Source organism: Xanthomonas sp. NCPPB 2586, from assembly GCF_041475775.2.
GTDB lineage: Bacteria > Pseudomonadota > Gammaproteobacteria > Xanthomonadales > Xanthomonadaceae > Xanthomonas > Xanthomonas campestris.
The window spans coordinates 1564105-1580168 of record NZ_CM192981.1; the positions used below are offsets into that span (position 1 = coordinate 1564105).

A 16064-nucleotide genomic window follows, 5' to 3' on the forward strand; every position below is an offset into this window, starting at 1 on the left:
TTGGAATTTACAACGCGTCAGTAGCGCGGAATTCGGTCGAGCGCCCGCTGAACTTGAGGAAGGCCAGCACGGCCAGGCCGACCACCATCCAGGCGCTGCCGCCCAGCTGCGCATGCAGGTCGGCATTGATCAGCACATAGGCCAGGATCACGATGCCGATCACTGGCACCACTCCGTGCAGCACCTTGCGGCCATGCGCGCGAAAGTGCCAAAGCACCGCCACATGCAGCAGCACGAAGGCGGTAAGCGCGCCCACATTGCATAGCGAGGACAGCAACGCGATCTGCCCGACGAACACTTCACCCAGCACCATGCTCAGGGCCGCCACCAGCAGGATCGCCCGCTGCGGCACGCCAGTGCGCGGATGGATGTAGCGCAGGAACGCGGGCAATTGGCGGTCGCGCGCCATTGCAAACAGTAGCCGCGAGGTGGCTGCCTGCGCCACCAATGAATTGGCGATCGCCGCACTGATGGCCACCGTCAGCGCAATCACGATCTGCATCCACGGCCCGGCAATCAGCCGCCCGATCTCGAAGAACGCATCGTTGGACGCTTGCGCGCTGGGGTAGCGCTGCAAGTGCGGCTGCAGCAACGCCGCCAGCCAGGTCTGCAGCACGAACAGGCCGGCCACCAGCACCAACGCCAACAATGTCGCGCGTCCAACCACCCGGTTGCCGCCGCGGGTCTCCTCCGACAGCGTGGAGATCGCATCGAAGCCCAGGAACGACACCACCGCCACCGACAGTGCACTGAAAATCAACTGCGGCGAAAATGCCTGCGGGTTGTAGAACGGGCGCAGGGTCCACTGTGCGCCGTTGACGCCGCGCTGGATGGCCAGTGTGGCCAGCACCACGAACAGCGCCAGCACGATGAGCTGCGCATACAGGAAGACGCGGTTGGCACGCGCGGTGGTCTCGATGCCGCGCAGATTGACCACCGTGTTGAGCACCACGAAGAAGGCGATCCACGCGGGCTGCGGCACCTGGGGCAGCACGTTGTGCATGGCGTTGGCGCCGACCACGTAGAGCAGGGTGGGTACCAGTAGATAGTCCAGCAGGATGGCCCAGCCGGCCAGAAATCCCATGCCGCCGCTCAAACCGCGCCCCACATACGCATACACCGAACCGGCCACCGGAAAGGCCTGCGACATCTGCTGGTAGCTCAGTGCGGTGAACAGCATCGCCACGAAGCCCACCAGATAGGTCAGCGGCACCATTCCCGCGCTGATGTCGAATACCCCGCCGAAAATCGAGAACGGCGCGGTCGGCACCATGAACACAAGGCCATAGATCAGCAGGTCCTTCAGGCTGAGCTGCCGCTTGAGTTCCTGGGCGTAGCCGAAGCGTTCCAGCGTGGCCGCGTCGCTGCGGCCTGGGGTGTCGGTCATGCAGATATCCGCTGAGTGGAGGGCCGGGCGGTGCCTGGCGGCGCTGGCGCGCGGCCAGTGCCGTGGGGGCGGGTGTTGCCCCGGCATTGTGAACATAAAGCGCCCGGCGAGCCCATCCATTGGTAAAAATGCTAGGTTTTCCATGCTGGATGTCATCCAGTGGCAGTCGCCGGCACCGAAGGACATGCACCATGTTTGACACATTGGCCAGCCTGGGCCGCGATCTCCAGGCCCGCGAGACGCTCAATGCCTGCCTGGACCGGGTGTTTCGCGATGTCTGCGCGCTGGGATTCCAGTCGCTGGTGTACGACTACGCGCCGGTGCCGCTGAGCATGGAGGGCGCGTTGATCACCCCGTCGGTGTTCCTGCAGCGCAATGCGCCCGACGACATGCACAACGTCTGGTGCGAACACGGCTATTACCAGAACGACCCGGTGCAGCAGCGCGCCACCCGCCGCACCACGCCGTTCGTGTGGTCGTACCGCACCGAAGGCCGCACCGAGGGCGTGGAATACGTGGGCGACCAGCACCGGCAGGTCACCCGCTACCTGTGCGACAGCGATATGGGCACCGGTGTCACCGTGCCGCTGCACCTGCCCGGTGGCGCGTTTGCGACCTTCAGCGCGGCAGTCAATGCCACCCAGGCCGAGGCCCCACGCCTGGCCGAAGCCCAGCTGCCGCCGTTCCTGCTGCTGGCGCATGCCTTTCAGGCACGCGCGCAGGAACTACTCGATCCGCAGGAGCGCCGCTGCCACCACATCGCCTTGACCCGCCGCGAGCGCGAATGCCTGCAGTACTCGGCCAAGGGCATGACTGCCAAGAGCATTGCCGCCACGCTCAACCGCTCCACGGCCACCGTGAACCTGCATCTGAATTCGGCAGCCCGCAAACTGGGCGCACGCAATCGCGTGGAAGCGGTGGTACGCGGCATGCATTACCGGCTGCTGGAGTTGTAGGAAGGCTCAGTTGGTCGGGTTTGTCGGCCGCGTCGTTGGCGCGGGCGTGGTTGTTCATGTTCGAGGGAGCGGTGGCAGACCGGCGTTCGCATGCAGGCCTCATGGCACATCGCACACACGACGGTGTCGCAATTCGCGCATTTCGCGATTGCCGCCCGGTGTCATCTCACTTAACATGGATGCTGACGACACGCGGTCTCCATCGTCAGATTGAACGAGTCGTGGTGTCCACGATTGGCACAGGCAATCAGCGCAACTGGCCAAGCACGCATCAAGCTGTTTAGCCCAGGCAGCAAGGGCGCGGGCATTCGCAGCGTAGACGGCATCCGCGGATCTGCTATGCCTCAAGATGCATGGCTAACCTGGCAAATTTGCCAGTTATCCCGACCCGCTGCGCTGGGTAGGCTCGCCGCTCTCATTGCCGTAAGTGGGCGCAGGTTATGCAGTGCACCGAGGGTTTCGTCGAATTTCGCGGCTATCGCACCTGGTACCGCATCACCGGCGACCTGCACAGCGATGCGTGCCCGCTGATCGTGCTGCATGGCGGCCCGGGCTGCACGCACGACTACGTCGACAGCTTTGCCGATCTGGCCGGCCGCGGCCGCGCGGTCATTCACTACGACCAATTGGGCAACGGCCATTCCACCCATCTGCCCAATGCCGACCCCAGCTTCTGGACGGTCGGCCTGTTCCTGGATGAGCTGCAGGCGCTGATCAGCCATCTCGGACTGGCACAGTACGCGCTGCTGGGCCAGTCGTGGGGCGGCATGCTGGCCGCCGAACACGCGGTGCGCCGCCCTGCCGGACTGCGCGCACTGGTCATCGCCAACTCGCCCGCGTCGATGGGCTTGTGGCGGGCCGCCGCGCTGCGCCTGCGCGCGCGCCTGCCCGAGCCCGTACAGGCCGCCCTGGACGAACATGAAGCCGCCGGCAGCCTGGATTCGCCCGCCTACCGCGCCGCCACGCAGGCGTTTTACGCACAGCACGTGTGCCGGGTGCTGCCGTGGCCTGCGGAGGTGGCGCGCACCTTTGCCGCGATCGATGCCGATCCCACCGTCTACCACGCGATGAACGGCCCGACCGAATTCCACGTGGTGGGCAGCCTGCGCAACTGGAGCATCATCGAACGCCTGCACCGCATCACCGCGCCGACGCTGGTGCTGTCCGGCAAATACGATGAAGCCACGCCGGAAACCGTGGAGCCTTACGCACGGTTGATTCCCGATGCGCGCTGGCATGTCTTCCCCAACTCCAGCCACATGCCGCATGTGGAAGAGCGCGAGGCCTGCATGCGCCTGGTCGGCAACTTCCTCGACGACCACAGCCCTTGGCCAGGCGGGCAGCTGACCCGCACCTCGGCGCTGGCCAATCGCACCGTCTGAGCGGGTGTAACGCTGCAGGGCCGCGGGTTGCTGGCCTTGGTAGACATGCCGACGACCGCGCGGTTCCGCAGACGGGCGCGCTTGGACACTTAGAGCTGGCTAACAAAGTAGCGAGCAGTCGCCAGGTGGGTGCGTGCGGCGCGGAGGAACCGGCGTGTGTGGGGGTACATGCCGATTTCGAGCACCGGCCGCGGCCGCCTGGCGGCTGCGCAGTCTTTTTGATGGCCGCTCTTAGTTAGACGTCATCGGGTGCCGAGCCGCACCAGCATCGCGCGGGCGTGGCAGCGTGTTCATGGCCACGCACAGGAGACGGGAGTGATGCGCAGCTCTGCCTTGGCTCCTACATGCACGTTGCGGCGTTGAGCCATGCGCGCCTTCGAGCCGTCTTGATCGCCGCCGCCTGTCCGGCCAGCCAAGCCCGCACCGTCGTGCCGAGCATGCGTACAGCATCATGCTGCGGCCTTGTCTGTTAGTGCTGCGCACTACGTTGCGCTTCATCCCCATAACTGTACGCAGCATTCGCCGCCGCGCTCGATAGCACCATCCGATGCGCGCGAACGCGCCACTCGCGCACGCTCGGCAGTGCTCGCCTTCGCCTGGCCGACTCAGCCGATCATCGCGTGCGCAGCATTGACCCATGCGCCATCCGTAAGACTCTGGGCGATCGCGCTGCTGCTGCAGGCGCGCATCTGCAACCTGTATCGATGATCGGTTTGGAAGAGCTTGCAAACACGACGCGATGGATCTCCTAGCGGTGATGCACGCGCGCGCGTGATTGATGCGGCAGCCGCGCATTAGGCCTGAAATTCCAACCAAACTGAGCTGCTGATCATCGGCGCGCTGTGGCTGCGTGGTGATCAAGCGCGGCCGTGACGCGTCGCGTTGAGTGTCGTTCGCTTCGCTGCAACGCGGCGCGGCGCGCTGCATAGCGCAGTAGCGCATGCACAACGGCATGCCATCGCAGCATGCAGCAATCACACGCACAAGACATGTTGCAGCGCAGTGGCACGGTGTCCTGTCTCCGCTGTCCATTGCTGTCTCTTTTGCGTGTCTCTCTGCGCGAATGCCGCGGTCTGTCAAATTTCCACAACTGGATAATTGTTTTCTGTTTCAAGACGCGCGAAGAATGCACGCCCCCACGCACCGCGTTGCCGTCGTCATGCACTCGCTGACGCCCTGCAGCGTTTTCGAATTCCATTGGGAGAGGCTGCATGACTAGCAAAACGCTTCAGGGCGCACTCGCGCTTGCACTGTCCGCTTGCGCTGCGGGCGCGATCGCAGGTCCGGTCGGCTACGGTGCCGCCACCACCGGCGGCGGCAATAAGGTTCCGGTGAATGTGGCCACGTTCGAGGCGATGCAGTCGGCCATCGACAGCTACTCCGGCAGCGGCGGCCTGGTGCTGAACTACACCGGCAAGTTCGACTTCGGCACCATCAAGGATGTCTGCGCGCAGTGGAAGCTGCCCGCCAAGACCGTGCAGATCAAGAACAAGAGCGATGTCACCATCAAGGGTGCCAACGGCTCGGCTGCCAACTTCGGTATTCGCGTGGTGGGCAATGCGCACAACGTGATCATCCAGAACATGACCATCGGTCTGTTGCAGGGCGGCGAAGATGCCGATTCGATTTCGCTGGAAGGCAACTCCAGTGGCGAGCCGTCCAAGATCTGGGTCGACCACAACACGGTATTCGCCTCGCTCACCAAGTGCTCCGGCGCCGGTGATGCCTCCTTCGATGGCGGCATCGACATGAAGAAGGGCGTGCATCACGTCACCGTGTCCTACAACTACGTCTACAACTACCAGAAGGTGGCGTTGAACGGTTACAGCGACAGTGACACCAAGAACTCGGCCGCGCGTACCACCTACCACCACAACCGCTTCGAGAATGTGGAATCGCGCGTGCCGCTGCAGCGCCGTGGCTTGAGCCACATCTACAACAACTACTTCAACAACGTCACCACCTCCGGCATCAATGTACGCATGGGCGGCATTGCCAAGATCGAGTCCAATTACTTCGAGAACATCAAGAACCCGGTGACCTCGCGCGACAGCAGCGAGATCGGCTACTGGGACCTGATCAACAACTACGTCGGCAGCGGCATCACCTGGGGCACGCCCGATGGCAGCAAGCCCTACGCCAATGCCACCAACTGGATCAGCACCAAGGTGTTCCCCGAATCGCTGGGCTACATCTACACGGTCACGCCGGCTGCGCAGGTCAAGGCCAAGGTGATCGCCACCGCAGGGGCGGGCAAGAACCTGGCCGAGTGATGGCGTGGCGCTACCCTGTATGACTGAAACCCCGGCCTTGGTCGGGGTTTCTTTTTCAAGCGGTTCGCCAAGCGAAGTGCCCGTTGCACCCACCGGCATCGCTGGGCCTACGAGGCGCTAACCGAGGGCGATGCGGCGTGGGCGAGGGGGGCGAGGACGACGCGGTGCTCACCGCATGGCGTGCGGCCTGTTCCGTCGCCGCCTGCCAGGTGCGTGGTTCAGCATGTCATGCGTGCCCGTGGCGATGTCCGCACGGCTGCAGCAAGGAGCGCACGGGCAGCGCACGGCCTGCACGTGCGTGGCCGCCGTTGCACCGCGCACGCCGCTACAGGGCTCGCGGCCGGAGGCGGTGGCGGTGCCGCCGTCAAGAGGCGCGGCGGAGCCCGCGACGCGGTATCGTGTCGCGTTCCCGTCATCGTCGATCCTGTCCATGCCGCTTCCGACCGATCCTGTTGCTGAGACTGCTTCGTCCGCTGCGCCTGCGCTGCGTCATGCGCTCAAACCCCGGCAATTGATGATGATGGGCCTGGGCACGGCGATCGGCGCAGGCCTGTTTCTCGGCTCGGGGGTCGGCATCCACGCGGCCGGCCCGGCCGTGCTCGTGTCCTATCTGATCGCCGGCGCGCTGGTGATCATCGTGATGAACGCGCTCGGTGAAATGGCCGCGGCCAAGCCGGCCAGCGGCGCGTTTTCGGTCTACGCGGCCGATGCCATGGGGCCGACCGCCGGCGCAACCGTCGGCTGGTTATGGTGGCTGCAGATCGTGGTGGTGATCGCCGCCGAAGCAGTGGGCGCGGCAAGTCTGCTGGCCACGGTGTGGCCGGCCTTGCCGGTGCCGATGCTGGCGTCGGTGTTCATGGCCACCTTCACCGTGATCAACCTGCTGGGCGTGCGCAATTTCGGTGAGTTCGAATTCTGGTTCGCCATCCTCAAGGTGGTGGCGATCCTGATCTTCCTGATGATTGGCGGTGCGCTGCTGGCCGGGTTGCTGCCGGGCGTGGCGTCGCCGGGGCTCTCCAATTTCACCCAGCACGGCGGGTTCGCGCCCAAGGGCCTGGCCGGCATCGGCACCGCACTGCTGGTGGTGGTGTTCGCCTTCGGCGGTACCGAGATCGTGGCGGTGGCGGCAGCGGAAACCGCCGACCCCGGGCGCAGCCTGGCGCGCACCATCCGCACGGTGGCCTGGCGCATTCTGGTGTTCTATATCGGCTCGATCAGCGTCATCGTCGCGGTGGTGCCCTGGACCAGTGATGCACTGAGTTCGCCGTTTGCCGCTGTGCTGGAAGTCGCGCGCATTCCTGGTGCGGCAACCGGCATCACGCTGGTGGCGGTGGTGGCGCTGTTGTCGGCGCTCAATGCCAATCTCTATGGTGCCTCGCGCATGATCTTCTCGCTGGCCCAGCGCGGTGAAGCGCCCCGTTGGCTGGGCAACACCAGCCGCCAGCAGGTGCCGCTGGTGGCGGTGATCGCCAGCGTGTTGTTCGGCTTTGCCGCCGCGGTGCTGGAGTTGCTGTATCCCGGCAAGGTGCTGCCGATGCTGCTGAATATCGTCGGTGCCACCTGTTTGCTGGTGTGGACGATCTCGTTGCTGTCGCAGTTGATCCTGCGTGCACGCGCCGACCGCGCCGGCATCGCCTTGCCGTTCCGCATGCGTGGCTACCCGGTACTGACGCTACTGGCGTTGGCGATCCTGGCGGTGATCTTCGTGCTGCTGGCATTGTCGGCCGACACCCGCGCGCAGTTCCTGTCGATGGTGGGGCTCACCGCCGGCATCGCGCTGGTGAGCGAGCTGGCGCGGCGGATGCGCAAGCGCTAGACCGTATTGGCTGACAGGCGGCGCCTGCGTGCGCCGCTAGCAGCAGCGTGGCGAACGGCGCTCACGTGGCCGTGTGTGTTGGTTGGCAGTCAATGGCAGACGCGTGATACCTGCGCGATAGCGCGATGCCGCGCGTTCGCAGTCGCCCGGTACGGCGCTGCAACGCAGCCGGATGCCTTGATTCAACGCAATTGCGACGCGACACGTTGACGCAGTGCGACGCCGTGTCGCATCGGGAACGGGCGCACGCGTCCCTATCATGATCCTGTCGCACGAAGGATCTGCTCGCACACCACAGGGATTCCTCGGCGATCGATCCGCAGCCTGCGCGCTTGCGGTCATCCCCACTTTCCTGGAGCTTTCTCCATGGACGCCCTGCTGTTGTCACGGATCCAGTTCGGGTTCGTCATCGCGTTCCACGTGTTGTTTCCCGCGTTCACCATCGGCTTGTCCAGCCTGTTGGCATTTCTGGAATGGCGCTGGTTGCGCACCCGCCTGCCGGTCTGGCGCGAGCTGTATTTTTTCTGGCAGAAGATCTTCGCCGTGTCCTTCGGCATGGGCGTGGTCAGCGGCATCGTGATGGCGTTCCAGTTCGGTGCCAACTGGCCGGAACTGAGCCGCATTGCCGGCAGCGTGATCGGTCCGTTGCTCAGCTATGAAGTGCTCACCGCGTTCTTTCTGGAAGCCAGCTTCCTGGGCGTGATGATGTTCGGCTGGGGCCGGATTTCCGAGCGCCTGCATTTCTTCGCCACCTGCATGGTGGCGCTGGGCACGCTGTTTTCCACGTTCTGGATCCTGTCGTCCAACAGCTGGCTGCAGACGCCGGCCGGCTACGAGGTGGTCAACGGCATCGTGCATCCGGTGGACTGGCTGAAGATCATCTTCAACCCGTCGTTCCCGTACCGGTTGGCGCACATGGCGCTGGGTTCGTTCATCACCACCTGCTTCGTGGTGGGCGCGGTGGGTGCGTGGTATCTGCATCGTGGCGTGCACCGCGAGGCAGGCCTGCGCATGCTCAAGCTGGCGGTGGCGTTTGCGGCGATCACCGTGCCCCTGCAGATCTTTGTTGGCGACATGCATGGCTTGAACACGCTCGAGCACCAGCCGATGAAGATCGCCGCGGTGGAAGCGCACTGGCACGACGAAGCGCCGGGGGAGGGCTTCCCGCTGGTGGTGTTCGCGGTGCCCAACGCGGCGAAAGAGCGCAACGATTACGAGATCGCCATTCCGCGGCTGGGCAGTTTGATCCTCACCCATCGCCTGGACGGCCGCATCGCGCCGCTGACCACGGTGCCGGCCGCCGATCGCCCGCCCGTGCTGCCGGTGTTTTTTGCGTTCCGCATCATGGTGGGGCTGGGCAGCCTGATGCTGGTGGTGGCCTGGGTGTCGGCGTTTGCCTGGTGGCGCGGCAAGCTGGTGCAGTGGCGTTGGTTGCTGGCCACCTGGCGCTGGATGCTGCCGAGCGGCTTCATCGCGCTGGTGTCGGGCTGGTTCGTGACCGAGATGGGGCGGCAGCCGTACGTGGTGTATGGGTTGCTGCGCACCGCCGATGCGGTGGGCCCGCAGTCGACGTTGATGACCGCCATCTCGATGGCGGTGTATGTGGCCGGCTACGCCTTCGTGTTCGGCTGGGGCATCTGGTACCTGGTCAAGATCGGCAAGCTCGGGCCCACCCCGCACGATGCGCCGCAACTGGATCACGGCGAACACACGCCCGCACGGCCGCTGTCGGCCGCCGACGAACCGATCGATGGAGCTGCCTGATGGACATGACGACCTTCCTGCCGGTGGCGTGGTTTGCGGTGATCGGTTTCGGCGTGTTGATGTACGTGGTGCTGGATGGCTTCGTGCTCGGCATCGGCATCCTGGCGCCGTTTCGCAAGGACGAAGCGCAGCTGGACCTGATGATGAACACTGCCGCGCCGATCTGGGACGGCAACGAAACCTGGCTGGTGCTGGGCGGGGCAGGGCTGCTCGCCGCGTTTCCCAAGGCGTATGCGGTGATTCTGTCGGCGCTGTATCTACCGGTGCTGCTGATGGTGATGGCGCTGGTGTTTCGCGGGGTGGCGTTTGAATTCCGCTTCAAGGCGCATCGCTCGCGGCGGCTGTGGAGTAACGCGTTTGCCGCCGGTTCGATCCTGGCGACCTTTGCGCAGGGCGTGATCCTGGGGGCGTTGGTACAGGGCTTGCCGATCGAGAACGACCGGTACGTCGGCGGCATCTGGGGCTGGTTCAGCCCGTTCGCGATGCTCACCGGCGCGGCATTGGTGGCCGGCTATGCACTGCTCGGCAGCACCTGGCTGATCCTCAAGACCGACGGCCACGTGCAGCAACTGGCGCGCCAGCTATCTCGGCCACTCGCGTTGACGGTGCTGGTGTTCATCGGCCTGGTCAGTGCGTGGCTGCCCTCGCTGCAATCGCACGTGATGGAGCGCTGGTTCGAAGGCGCGCACTACCTGTGGCTGATGCCGATCCCGGTGCTGGTGGCGGTGGTTGGCGTGGCGTTGTGGCGCGCCACCGACGCCGGCCAGCCGGACACGCCGCCGTTCCTGCTGGCGATGGCCTTGTTTGTGCTCGGCTTCCTCGGGCTGGTGCTGGGCATGTGGCCCTACCTGGTGCCGCCGGTCTACACGATCTGGCAGGCGGCCGCGCCACCGTCTTCGCAGCTGTTTGCGCTGGTCGGCCTGGTGCTGCTGCTCCCGCTGATCCTGGGCTACACGGTGTGGTCGTACCGCGTGTTCCGCGGCAAGATCACCGCCGAGACTGGCTATCACCACTGAAGGCTGCGGGCGTGCGCAGCCGAGCGCGCCGTGTGCGCGTAGCGCGCTGCGAGCACGAACAGCGACGGCAGGGCTGCGCGGGGAAGCCAAGCTAGGGCGGGGGCGGCTGGGTGCAGCGCCGAGTCGCCACAACGGCCTTGCCGCTGTGGTGACCAGTGGGCCGCAGCGCGATCTGTTGCGCTACAACGGCAGATCGAGCGAGACCAGCACGTTCACGCAGGAGATGCCAGCCGCGCCCTTGCCAGCGATGGCCAAGTCGAGGTCTTCCCAACCAGCTAGCGCAGGCGCTGCTTGAACATCCAGTCCCACATCGCCGGATCGGCGTAGGTGGCGTCCCAGGCGTTGTGGTTACCGTTGGGGTATTCGCTGTAACGCACGTTGGCGCCCACGCCCTTGGCGGCGCGGTACAGCGCGCGGTCGTCGTGCGGCGGGACCGCCTCGTCCTTGGCGCCATGGAACATCCAGATCGGCACGTGCTTCAGGCGCGTGACCGCCGCGGTATACGGGTCGGCTTCCTGTGCCACCAGGCTCACGTACAAGGTGCGGCGCTCATCGCGCGGGGCCTTGAGCGCGCCGCAGATCGGCACGATGGCGGCAAAGCGCTGCGGCTGCATCAGGCCGATTTCCCAGGCGCCATAGCCGCCCATTGAAATACCGGTGAGATAGGTGCGCTGCGGGTCGGCGGAAAACTCGGCAATGGTGGCATCCAGCGCGGCAATCGCCATGCGCGCATTGATCCCCAGCCATTCCTCGTCGTCCGGTACCTGCGGCAACACCACCAGCGCGGGAAAGTCGGCGGTGTGTTCGCTGAGGTAGGGGCCAACGCCCACCTCGGCCTGGTTACGGCCATTGTCGCCACGCTCGCCCGAGCCATGCAGGAACAGCACGATCGGCCGCGGTTGCGGCGACGTGCCCACCGGCACAAACACCTGGTACTGATAGTGCCGGCCTTCAATCTCCAGCGAGCGCGTCACGAAGTGACCGCGGCGGGTGTCCTGGTGCCGGTCAACCAAGCTGGAACAGCCGGCCAGCAGCAGCGCGAGCACCACCAGCAAAAGACAACGACGCATCACGCAGCACTCCCTGGCAAAGACAGGCCTGCAGTATCGCCGCCAACGCGTGTTGCGGCATGTCGCGTTGCGGCGAGGGCCCGGCGCGCGTCATCGGCTCAGCGCAACAGGATCAAGGTGGCCAGGCCGAGGAAGCTCAAAAAGCCCATCACATCGGTCAGCGTGGTCAGGATCACGCCGCCCGCCAGCGCAGGGTCGAAGCCGAGTCGCTTCAGCGTCACCGGCACCAGCACGCCACCAAACGCGGCGGTGAGCATGTTCAAGGTCAATGCGGTGCCAATCACCAGCGACAGCATCGGTTGGCGGAACCACACCAGCACAATCACGCCCAGCCCGATGCCCAGCACCATGCCGTTGATCAGCGCCACGGTCAGTTCCTTCTTGAGCAAGGTCATCACGTTGGACGAGCCGATCTGCCCCAGCGCCAGGCCGCGCACCATCAATGCCAGCACCTGGGTGCCGGCATTACCGCCCATGCCGGCCACGATCGGCATCAACGCCGCCAGCGCGACCAGTTTTTCGATGGTGCCTTCGAACTGGCTGACCACGCTGGAGGCCAGGAACGCGGTGCACAGGTTGATGCCCAGCCAGATCAGGCGGCGGCGGAACGCGCGCCGCGCCGGGCTGAACATGTCTTCGTCCTCGTCCAGGCCGGCGGCGCTCAACGCCTGGTGCTCGGCCTGCTCGCGGATGATGTCGACCACGTCATCGATGGTGATGCGGCCGAGCAGGATGTTGTTGTCGTCCACCACCGGGGCGGAGATCCAGTCATGGTCGGAGAAGCGGCGCGCCACTTCGTCCGACCCATCGCCGACATCGATCGCCGGCTGCTCGTCGTCGATCAGCCGATTGACCGGCGTGCTGTCTTCATGCGTGACCAGCGCCGCCAACGGCACCCGGCCCAGATACTGGTGGCGCCGGCTCACCACGTAGAGGTGATCGGTGTGGTCGGGCAGCTCGCCGCGCAGGCGCAGGTAGCGCAGCACCACGTCCACGTTGACGTCGGCGCGTACCGTCACCACGTCCGGGTTCATCAGGCGCCCGGCGGTGTCTTCCGGATACGAAAGCACCTGTTCCAACCGCTCGCGGTTCTCGCGATCCATCGACTTGAGCACTTCGTCGATGACGGTATCGGGCAGGTCCTCGACCAGGTTTGCCAGGTCATCGATGTCCAGGTCTTCGACCGCGGCGACGATTTCGTCAGGGTCCATGTCGGCGAGCAGGCTTTCGCGTACTTCATCGCCGACGTGCAGCAGCACCTCGCCATCGTCTTCCGGGTCGACCAGCCCCCACACCACCTCGCGCTTGCCCGGCGGCAGTGATTCCAGCAGGTTGCCGATCTCCGCCGGCGCCAACGTGTTGACCAACCGGCGTACCGGCCCGAGACGCCCGCTGTCCAGCGCGTCGGACAGCAGGCGTAGCTGGCGCGCGGTCTTGTCGTGGCGGACGGCTTCGGCCATGCGCGGCTCCCTGGTGGAGTGAACGCGTCTCTTCAGAGGCCGCGGTGCTGGATCAGCAGGGCATTATCGCTTGCGCACGGTGACGAAACATACAGTGCATGTGCAGCGGTGCCCGCGCGCTGTGGGCGCGGGTGTGGCGCAACTCAGTGCAGCAGGCCTTGCGCCACGCTTGCCAGCCATTTTTCGATGCCCTTGCGGTCGCGCGCGCGCAGCAGTTTTTCGCCGTGCACGCGCAGCTGGCCCAGATGCAGGTCGCGCACCGCGCGGCGCACCTCCAGCAAGGTGGCCGGATGCAGGCTGAACTCGGTGAGGCCCAACGCCAGCAGCATCGCCACGAAGCGCGGGTCGCCGGCGATTTCGCCACACACGGCCACCGGCTTGTTGTGCGCCCGCCCGGTGGCGATGACCTGCGCAATCAATCGCAGCACCGCCGGATGCAACGGCGAATACAGCTCGCCCAGCGCCTCGTTGTTGCGGTCCACCGCCAGCAGGTATTGCACCAGGTCGTTGGTGCCGATCGACAAAAAGTCGATGTCGTCGATGAAACAGTCCAGCGCCAATGCCGCCGCCGGTACCTCGATCATCGCGCCGAGCGGAATGTGCTCGGCGATCTCGTGGCCTTCGTCGCGCAGCTGCGCGGTGAGCTTTTTCAGCTGTTTGCGCACCAACAGGATTTCCTCGCGCCCGCTGACCATCGGCACCAGGATGCGCACCGGGCCGTAGCCGGACGCGCGCAGGATCGCGCGCAGCTGTGCCTGGGCCACCGCCGGCCGGGCAAGCGACAGGCGCACCCCGCGCAGGCCCAGCGCCGGGTTGTCCTCATCGCTCAGGGTGAGCCCGGTGCGGTCTGCCTTGTCCGCGCCCAGATCCAGCGTACGGATCGTCACCGGCCGGCCGCTCATGCCCAGCACGGTGTCGCGGTAAGTGTGGAACTGCTCGTCTTCGTCCGGCAGCTCGTTGCGCTGCAGGAACAGGAATTCGGTGCGGTACAGCCCCAGTCCGCTCGCGCCCAGCGCATGCGCCTTGGCCACGTCTTCCAGCGACTCGGCATTGGCCAGCAGGGTGATGTCGACGTTGTCGCGCGTGCGGGTCGGCTTGGAGCGCAACCGGCCCAGTTCGCGTTGTTCCTTGGCCAGCGTGCGCAGGCGTTCGCGGTAGTCGCGCAGATGCTCGGGCGTGGGGTCGACGATCACCTGGCCGGAGCCGGCATCGACGATCAGCACGTCGCCATCGTTGACCCGCTGCACCGCGTCGGCCACGCCGACCACCAAGGGCAGGTGCAGGCTGCGCGCCAGGATCGCGCTATGCGAGAGCGCACTGCCGGCAGTGGTGACGATGCCGACCACGCCTTGCGCCTGCAGCTGCGCCAGCTCCGACGGTGCCACGTTGTCGCACACCAGGATCTCGCCGGCCACGCCCTTGAGGTCCGGCGCGCGCTTGTGCAAAAACGCATGGATGCGGCCGATCACATGGTCCAGATCGTCCATGCGGCTGCGCAGGTAGGCATCTTCCATGCCGTCGAACACCGCCGCCAGACGATCGCGTTGCACGCGCAGCGCGTAGTCGGCGCTGTAGCGGTGCGTGCGAATCAGATCGTCTAGCCCCTGCAGCAGTTCCGGGTCGTCCAGTAACAGCGCGTGCAGTTCGAGGAATTCGCCCACTTCGCGGGCCAGCGCGCCATGCAGGCGGTCGCGCAGTTGCTGCATCTCGGTGCGTGCGGCGGCAATGGCCGCGTGCAGACGCTGCAGCTGCGTTTCGACCTGGTTGGCCGGCACGCGTTGCTCGGCCACCTCCAGTGTGTGGCTCTGGCGGACGCGGGCGCGCCCCAATGCGTTACCGCGCGAGGCGGCATGTCCGCGCAAGCGCAGACTCATGCGCGGCCTTGGCGCAGCCGCGCCGTGTCGGTCAGCACGGCACCGACGCAGCGCATGCTCAGCTGTCCTCGTCGAATCGGCGCTCGAACAGGTCCACCAACGCCTGCAGCGCCTCGGCCTCGTCTTCGCCATCCAGGCGCACCATTACGCTGGTGCCCTGGCCGGCAGCCAGTAGCATTACGCCCATGATGCTCTTGGCATTCACTTCGCGGCCCTTGGCCGCCAGCGTGGCGTTGGCGCGGAAGGACGACAGCGTCTGCACCAGCTTGGCGGTTGCCCGCGCATGCAGTCCCAGTCGATTGGAAACTATGAGTTCGCGTTCAAGCATCGTCGATGATCGCTCCGTTGCGGGTACCGGCCGCCGCGGTGGCGGGCAGCTCCTGCAAACCTTGTTCGGGGTAGTTCATCACCCGCAGCAGCATGGGCAGGCTGAGCGCAGACACACGGCGAACCGGGGTGCCCAGCTTGGCCAGCCGACTGGCGAGATTGCTGGGGCTGGCGCCGTACAGGTCGGTCATGACCAACACGCCGTCGCCGCTGTCGACCCGACGCATCGCTGCCGAGGCCTGGGGCAATAACGCGTCCAGGTCTGCATCGAGCGGAACCTCGAAGGATTCGGTCTTCAACGGCAAATGCCGCAACAGCCCCGTCGCCACGTCCAAGAACGCTGCGCCGATGCCGGGATGAGTAATGAGGAGAATGCCACAGGCCATGCCGAAACGTTAACAGGTCAGCATGACCACGCGATAGCGTTTGCCGGGCACCGATGTGTTGCGAAATGAATGGGCGTTTAGCCTGCTGCAATTGGGCGTGGATTGCAGGCGATGCGCGCTCCGCTGACAGCGTGACGATGTGACGTCCGTTGCGTCTGCACCGGTATTGCGGCAAGCGAGCGCTGCAGTGGGTTGATCAGCGGCGATGCTCGTAGCCTGCGCTACTTGGCGATGCCTTTGCCGTGTTTCCAATTCGCCATGCGTGCCGACCCCTATCGCTTGGGTCAGCGCGGTCGACCGCGTGGAGATGGAGCAATGCAATAAATGCGTCGGGCGCACGCTCTGCTCCGCGA

Annotated in this window: 12 protein-coding genes and 1 other RNA gene; 6 read left to right on the forward strand and 7 right to left on the reverse strand. The window is 65.5% G+C overall.

Features of this window, described 5'->3' with window-relative positions; translation table 11 throughout:
• Positions 1–7 precede the first annotated feature (7 nt).
• Complete coding sequence (locus ACCQ09_RS06530; RefSeq protein ID WP_040940915.1) at positions 8–1387, reverse strand: APC family permease; 1380 nt, start codon at positions 1385–1387, stop codon at positions 8–10.
• 191 nt (positions 1388–1578) lie between these two features.
• Between ACCQ09_RS06530 and ACCQ09_RS06535 the strand changes: the two genes are divergently transcribed.
• Together ACCQ09_RS06535 and ACCQ09_RS06540 are read left to right on the forward strand one after the other, a co-directional pair.
• Complete coding sequence (locus ACCQ09_RS06535) at positions 1579–2343, forward strand: LuxR family transcriptional regulator (protein ID WP_014508487.1); 765 nt, start codon at positions 1579–1581, stop codon at positions 2341–2343.
• 440 nt (positions 2344–2783) lie between these two features.
• A complete protein-coding gene (locus ACCQ09_RS06540; RefSeq protein WP_040940916.1) occupies positions 2784–3725 on the forward strand; it encodes a proline iminopeptidase-family hydrolase in 942 nt (313 codons plus the stop codon).
• Between the two features lie 97 nt (positions 3726–3822).
• Here the strand turns inward: ACCQ09_RS06540 and ACCQ09_RS06545 are convergent.
• Positions 3823–3895, reverse strand: a non-coding RNA gene (locus tag ACCQ09_RS06545) — sX9 sRNA.
• A gap of 1041 nt (positions 3896–4936) precedes the next feature.
• Between ACCQ09_RS06545 and ACCQ09_RS06550 the strand changes: the two genes are divergently transcribed.
• From ACCQ09_RS06550 to cydB, 4 genes are all read left to right on the forward strand, one after another.
• Positions 4937–5998 carry a pectate lyase family protein gene (locus ACCQ09_RS06550; RefSeq protein WP_011037941.1) on the forward strand — a complete coding sequence of 354 codons (1062 nt, stop codon included), beginning with the start codon at positions 4937–4939 and terminating at the stop codon, positions 5996–5998.
• Between the two features lie 430 nt (positions 5999–6428).
• The gene (locus ACCQ09_RS06555; protein WP_011037940.1) at positions 6429–7814 is read left to right on the forward strand and encodes an amino acid permease; all 1386 of its coding nucleotides are present in this window, start codon (positions 6429–6431) and stop codon (positions 7812–7814) included.
• 366 nt (positions 7815–8180) lie between these two features.
• Positions 8181–9578, forward strand: a complete 1398-nt coding sequence (locus ACCQ09_RS06560) for a cytochrome ubiquinol oxidase subunit I (protein ID WP_040940917.1) — start codon at positions 8181–8183, stop codon at positions 9576–9578.
• The gene (cydB, locus tag ACCQ09_RS06565) at positions 9578–10594 is read left to right on the forward strand and encodes a cytochrome d ubiquinol oxidase subunit II (protein ID WP_011269599.1); all 1017 of its coding nucleotides are present in this window, start codon (positions 9578–9580) and stop codon (positions 10592–10594) included. Before ACCQ09_RS06560 ends, cydB begins: the two co-directional genes overlap by 1 nt.
• A gap of 275 nt (positions 10595–10869) precedes the next feature.
• Here the strand turns inward: cydB and ACCQ09_RS06570 are convergent, their stop codons facing one another.
• From ACCQ09_RS06570 to ACCQ09_RS06590, 5 genes are all read right to left on the reverse strand, one after another.
• Positions 10870–11664, reverse strand: a complete 795-nt coding sequence (locus tag ACCQ09_RS06570; RefSeq protein ID WP_040940918.1) for a carboxylesterase family protein — start codon at positions 11662–11664, stop codon at positions 10870–10872.
• A gap of 98 nt (positions 11665–11762) precedes the next feature.
• Positions 11763–13124 (reverse strand): magnesium transporter, encoded by a 1362-nt coding sequence (gene mgtE, locus ACCQ09_RS06575; RefSeq protein ID WP_011037936.1) that lies wholly within the window; start codon positions 13122–13124, stop codon positions 11763–11765.
• A gap of 143 nt (positions 13125–13267) precedes the next feature.
• Positions 13268–14998, reverse strand: coding sequence for a phosphoenolpyruvate--protein phosphotransferase (ptsP, locus tag ACCQ09_RS06580; protein ID WP_040940920.1), 1731 nt, complete (start codon positions 14996–14998; stop codon positions 13268–13270).
• Between the two features lie 58 nt (positions 14999–15056).
• On the reverse strand, positions 15057–15326 hold the full coding sequence (locus ACCQ09_RS06585; protein WP_011037934.1) for an HPr family phosphocarrier protein: 270 nt from the start codon (positions 15324–15326) through the stop codon (positions 15057–15059).
• Complete coding sequence (locus ACCQ09_RS06590) at positions 15319–15711, reverse strand: PTS sugar transporter subunit IIA (RefSeq protein WP_011037933.1); 393 nt, start codon at positions 15709–15711, stop codon at positions 15319–15321. The genes ACCQ09_RS06585 and ACCQ09_RS06590 overlap by 8 nt, the downstream gene beginning before the upstream one ends.
• Positions 15712–16064: the final 353 nt, after the last annotated feature.

Bases quoted from the DNA above. Each gene is read 5' to 3' on its own strand.
- ACCQ09_RS06535 (WP_014508487.1), top strand. From the start codon at position 1,579: ATGTTTGACACATTGGCCAGCCTGGGCCGCGATCTCCAGGCCCGCGAG.
- ptsP (WP_040940920.1), bottom strand. From the start codon at position 14,998: ATGAGTCTGCGCTTGCGCGGACATGCCGCCTCGCGCGGTAACGCATTG.
- ACCQ09_RS06560 (WP_040940917.1), top strand. From the start codon at position 8,181: ATGGACGCCCTGCTGTTGTCACGGATCCAGTTCGGGTTCGTCATCGCG.
- ACCQ09_RS06570 (WP_040940918.1), bottom strand. From the start codon at position 11,664: ATGCGTCGTTGTCTTTTGCTGGTGGTGCTCGCGCTGCTGCTGGCCGGC.
- cydB (WP_011269599.1), top strand. From the start codon at position 9,578: ATGGACATGACGACCTTCCTGCCGGTGGCGTGGTTTGCGGTGATCGGT.
- ACCQ09_RS06585 (WP_011037934.1), bottom strand. From the start codon at position 15,326: ATGCTTGAACGCGAACTCATAGTTTCCAATCGACTGGGACTGCATGCG.
- mgtE (WP_011037936.1), bottom strand. From the start codon at position 13,124: ATGGCCGAAGCCGTCCGCCACGACAAGACCGCGCGCCAGCTACGCCTG.
- ACCQ09_RS06550 (WP_011037941.1), top strand. From the start codon at position 4,937: ATGACTAGCAAAACGCTTCAGGGCGCACTCGCGCTTGCACTGTCCGCT.
- ACCQ09_RS06590 (WP_011037933.1), bottom strand. From the start codon at position 15,711: ATGGCCTGTGGCATTCTCCTCATTACTCATCCCGGCATCGGCGCAGCG.
- ACCQ09_RS06530 (WP_040940915.1), bottom strand. From the start codon at position 1,387: ATGACCGACACCCCAGGCCGCAGCGACGCGGCCACGCTGGAACGCTTC.
- ACCQ09_RS06555 (WP_011037940.1), top strand. From the start codon at position 6,429: ATGCCGCTTCCGACCGATCCTGTTGCTGAGACTGCTTCGTCCGCTGCG.
- ACCQ09_RS06540 (WP_040940916.1), top strand. From the start codon at position 2,784: ATGCAGTGCACCGAGGGTTTCGTCGAATTTCGCGGCTATCGCACCTGG.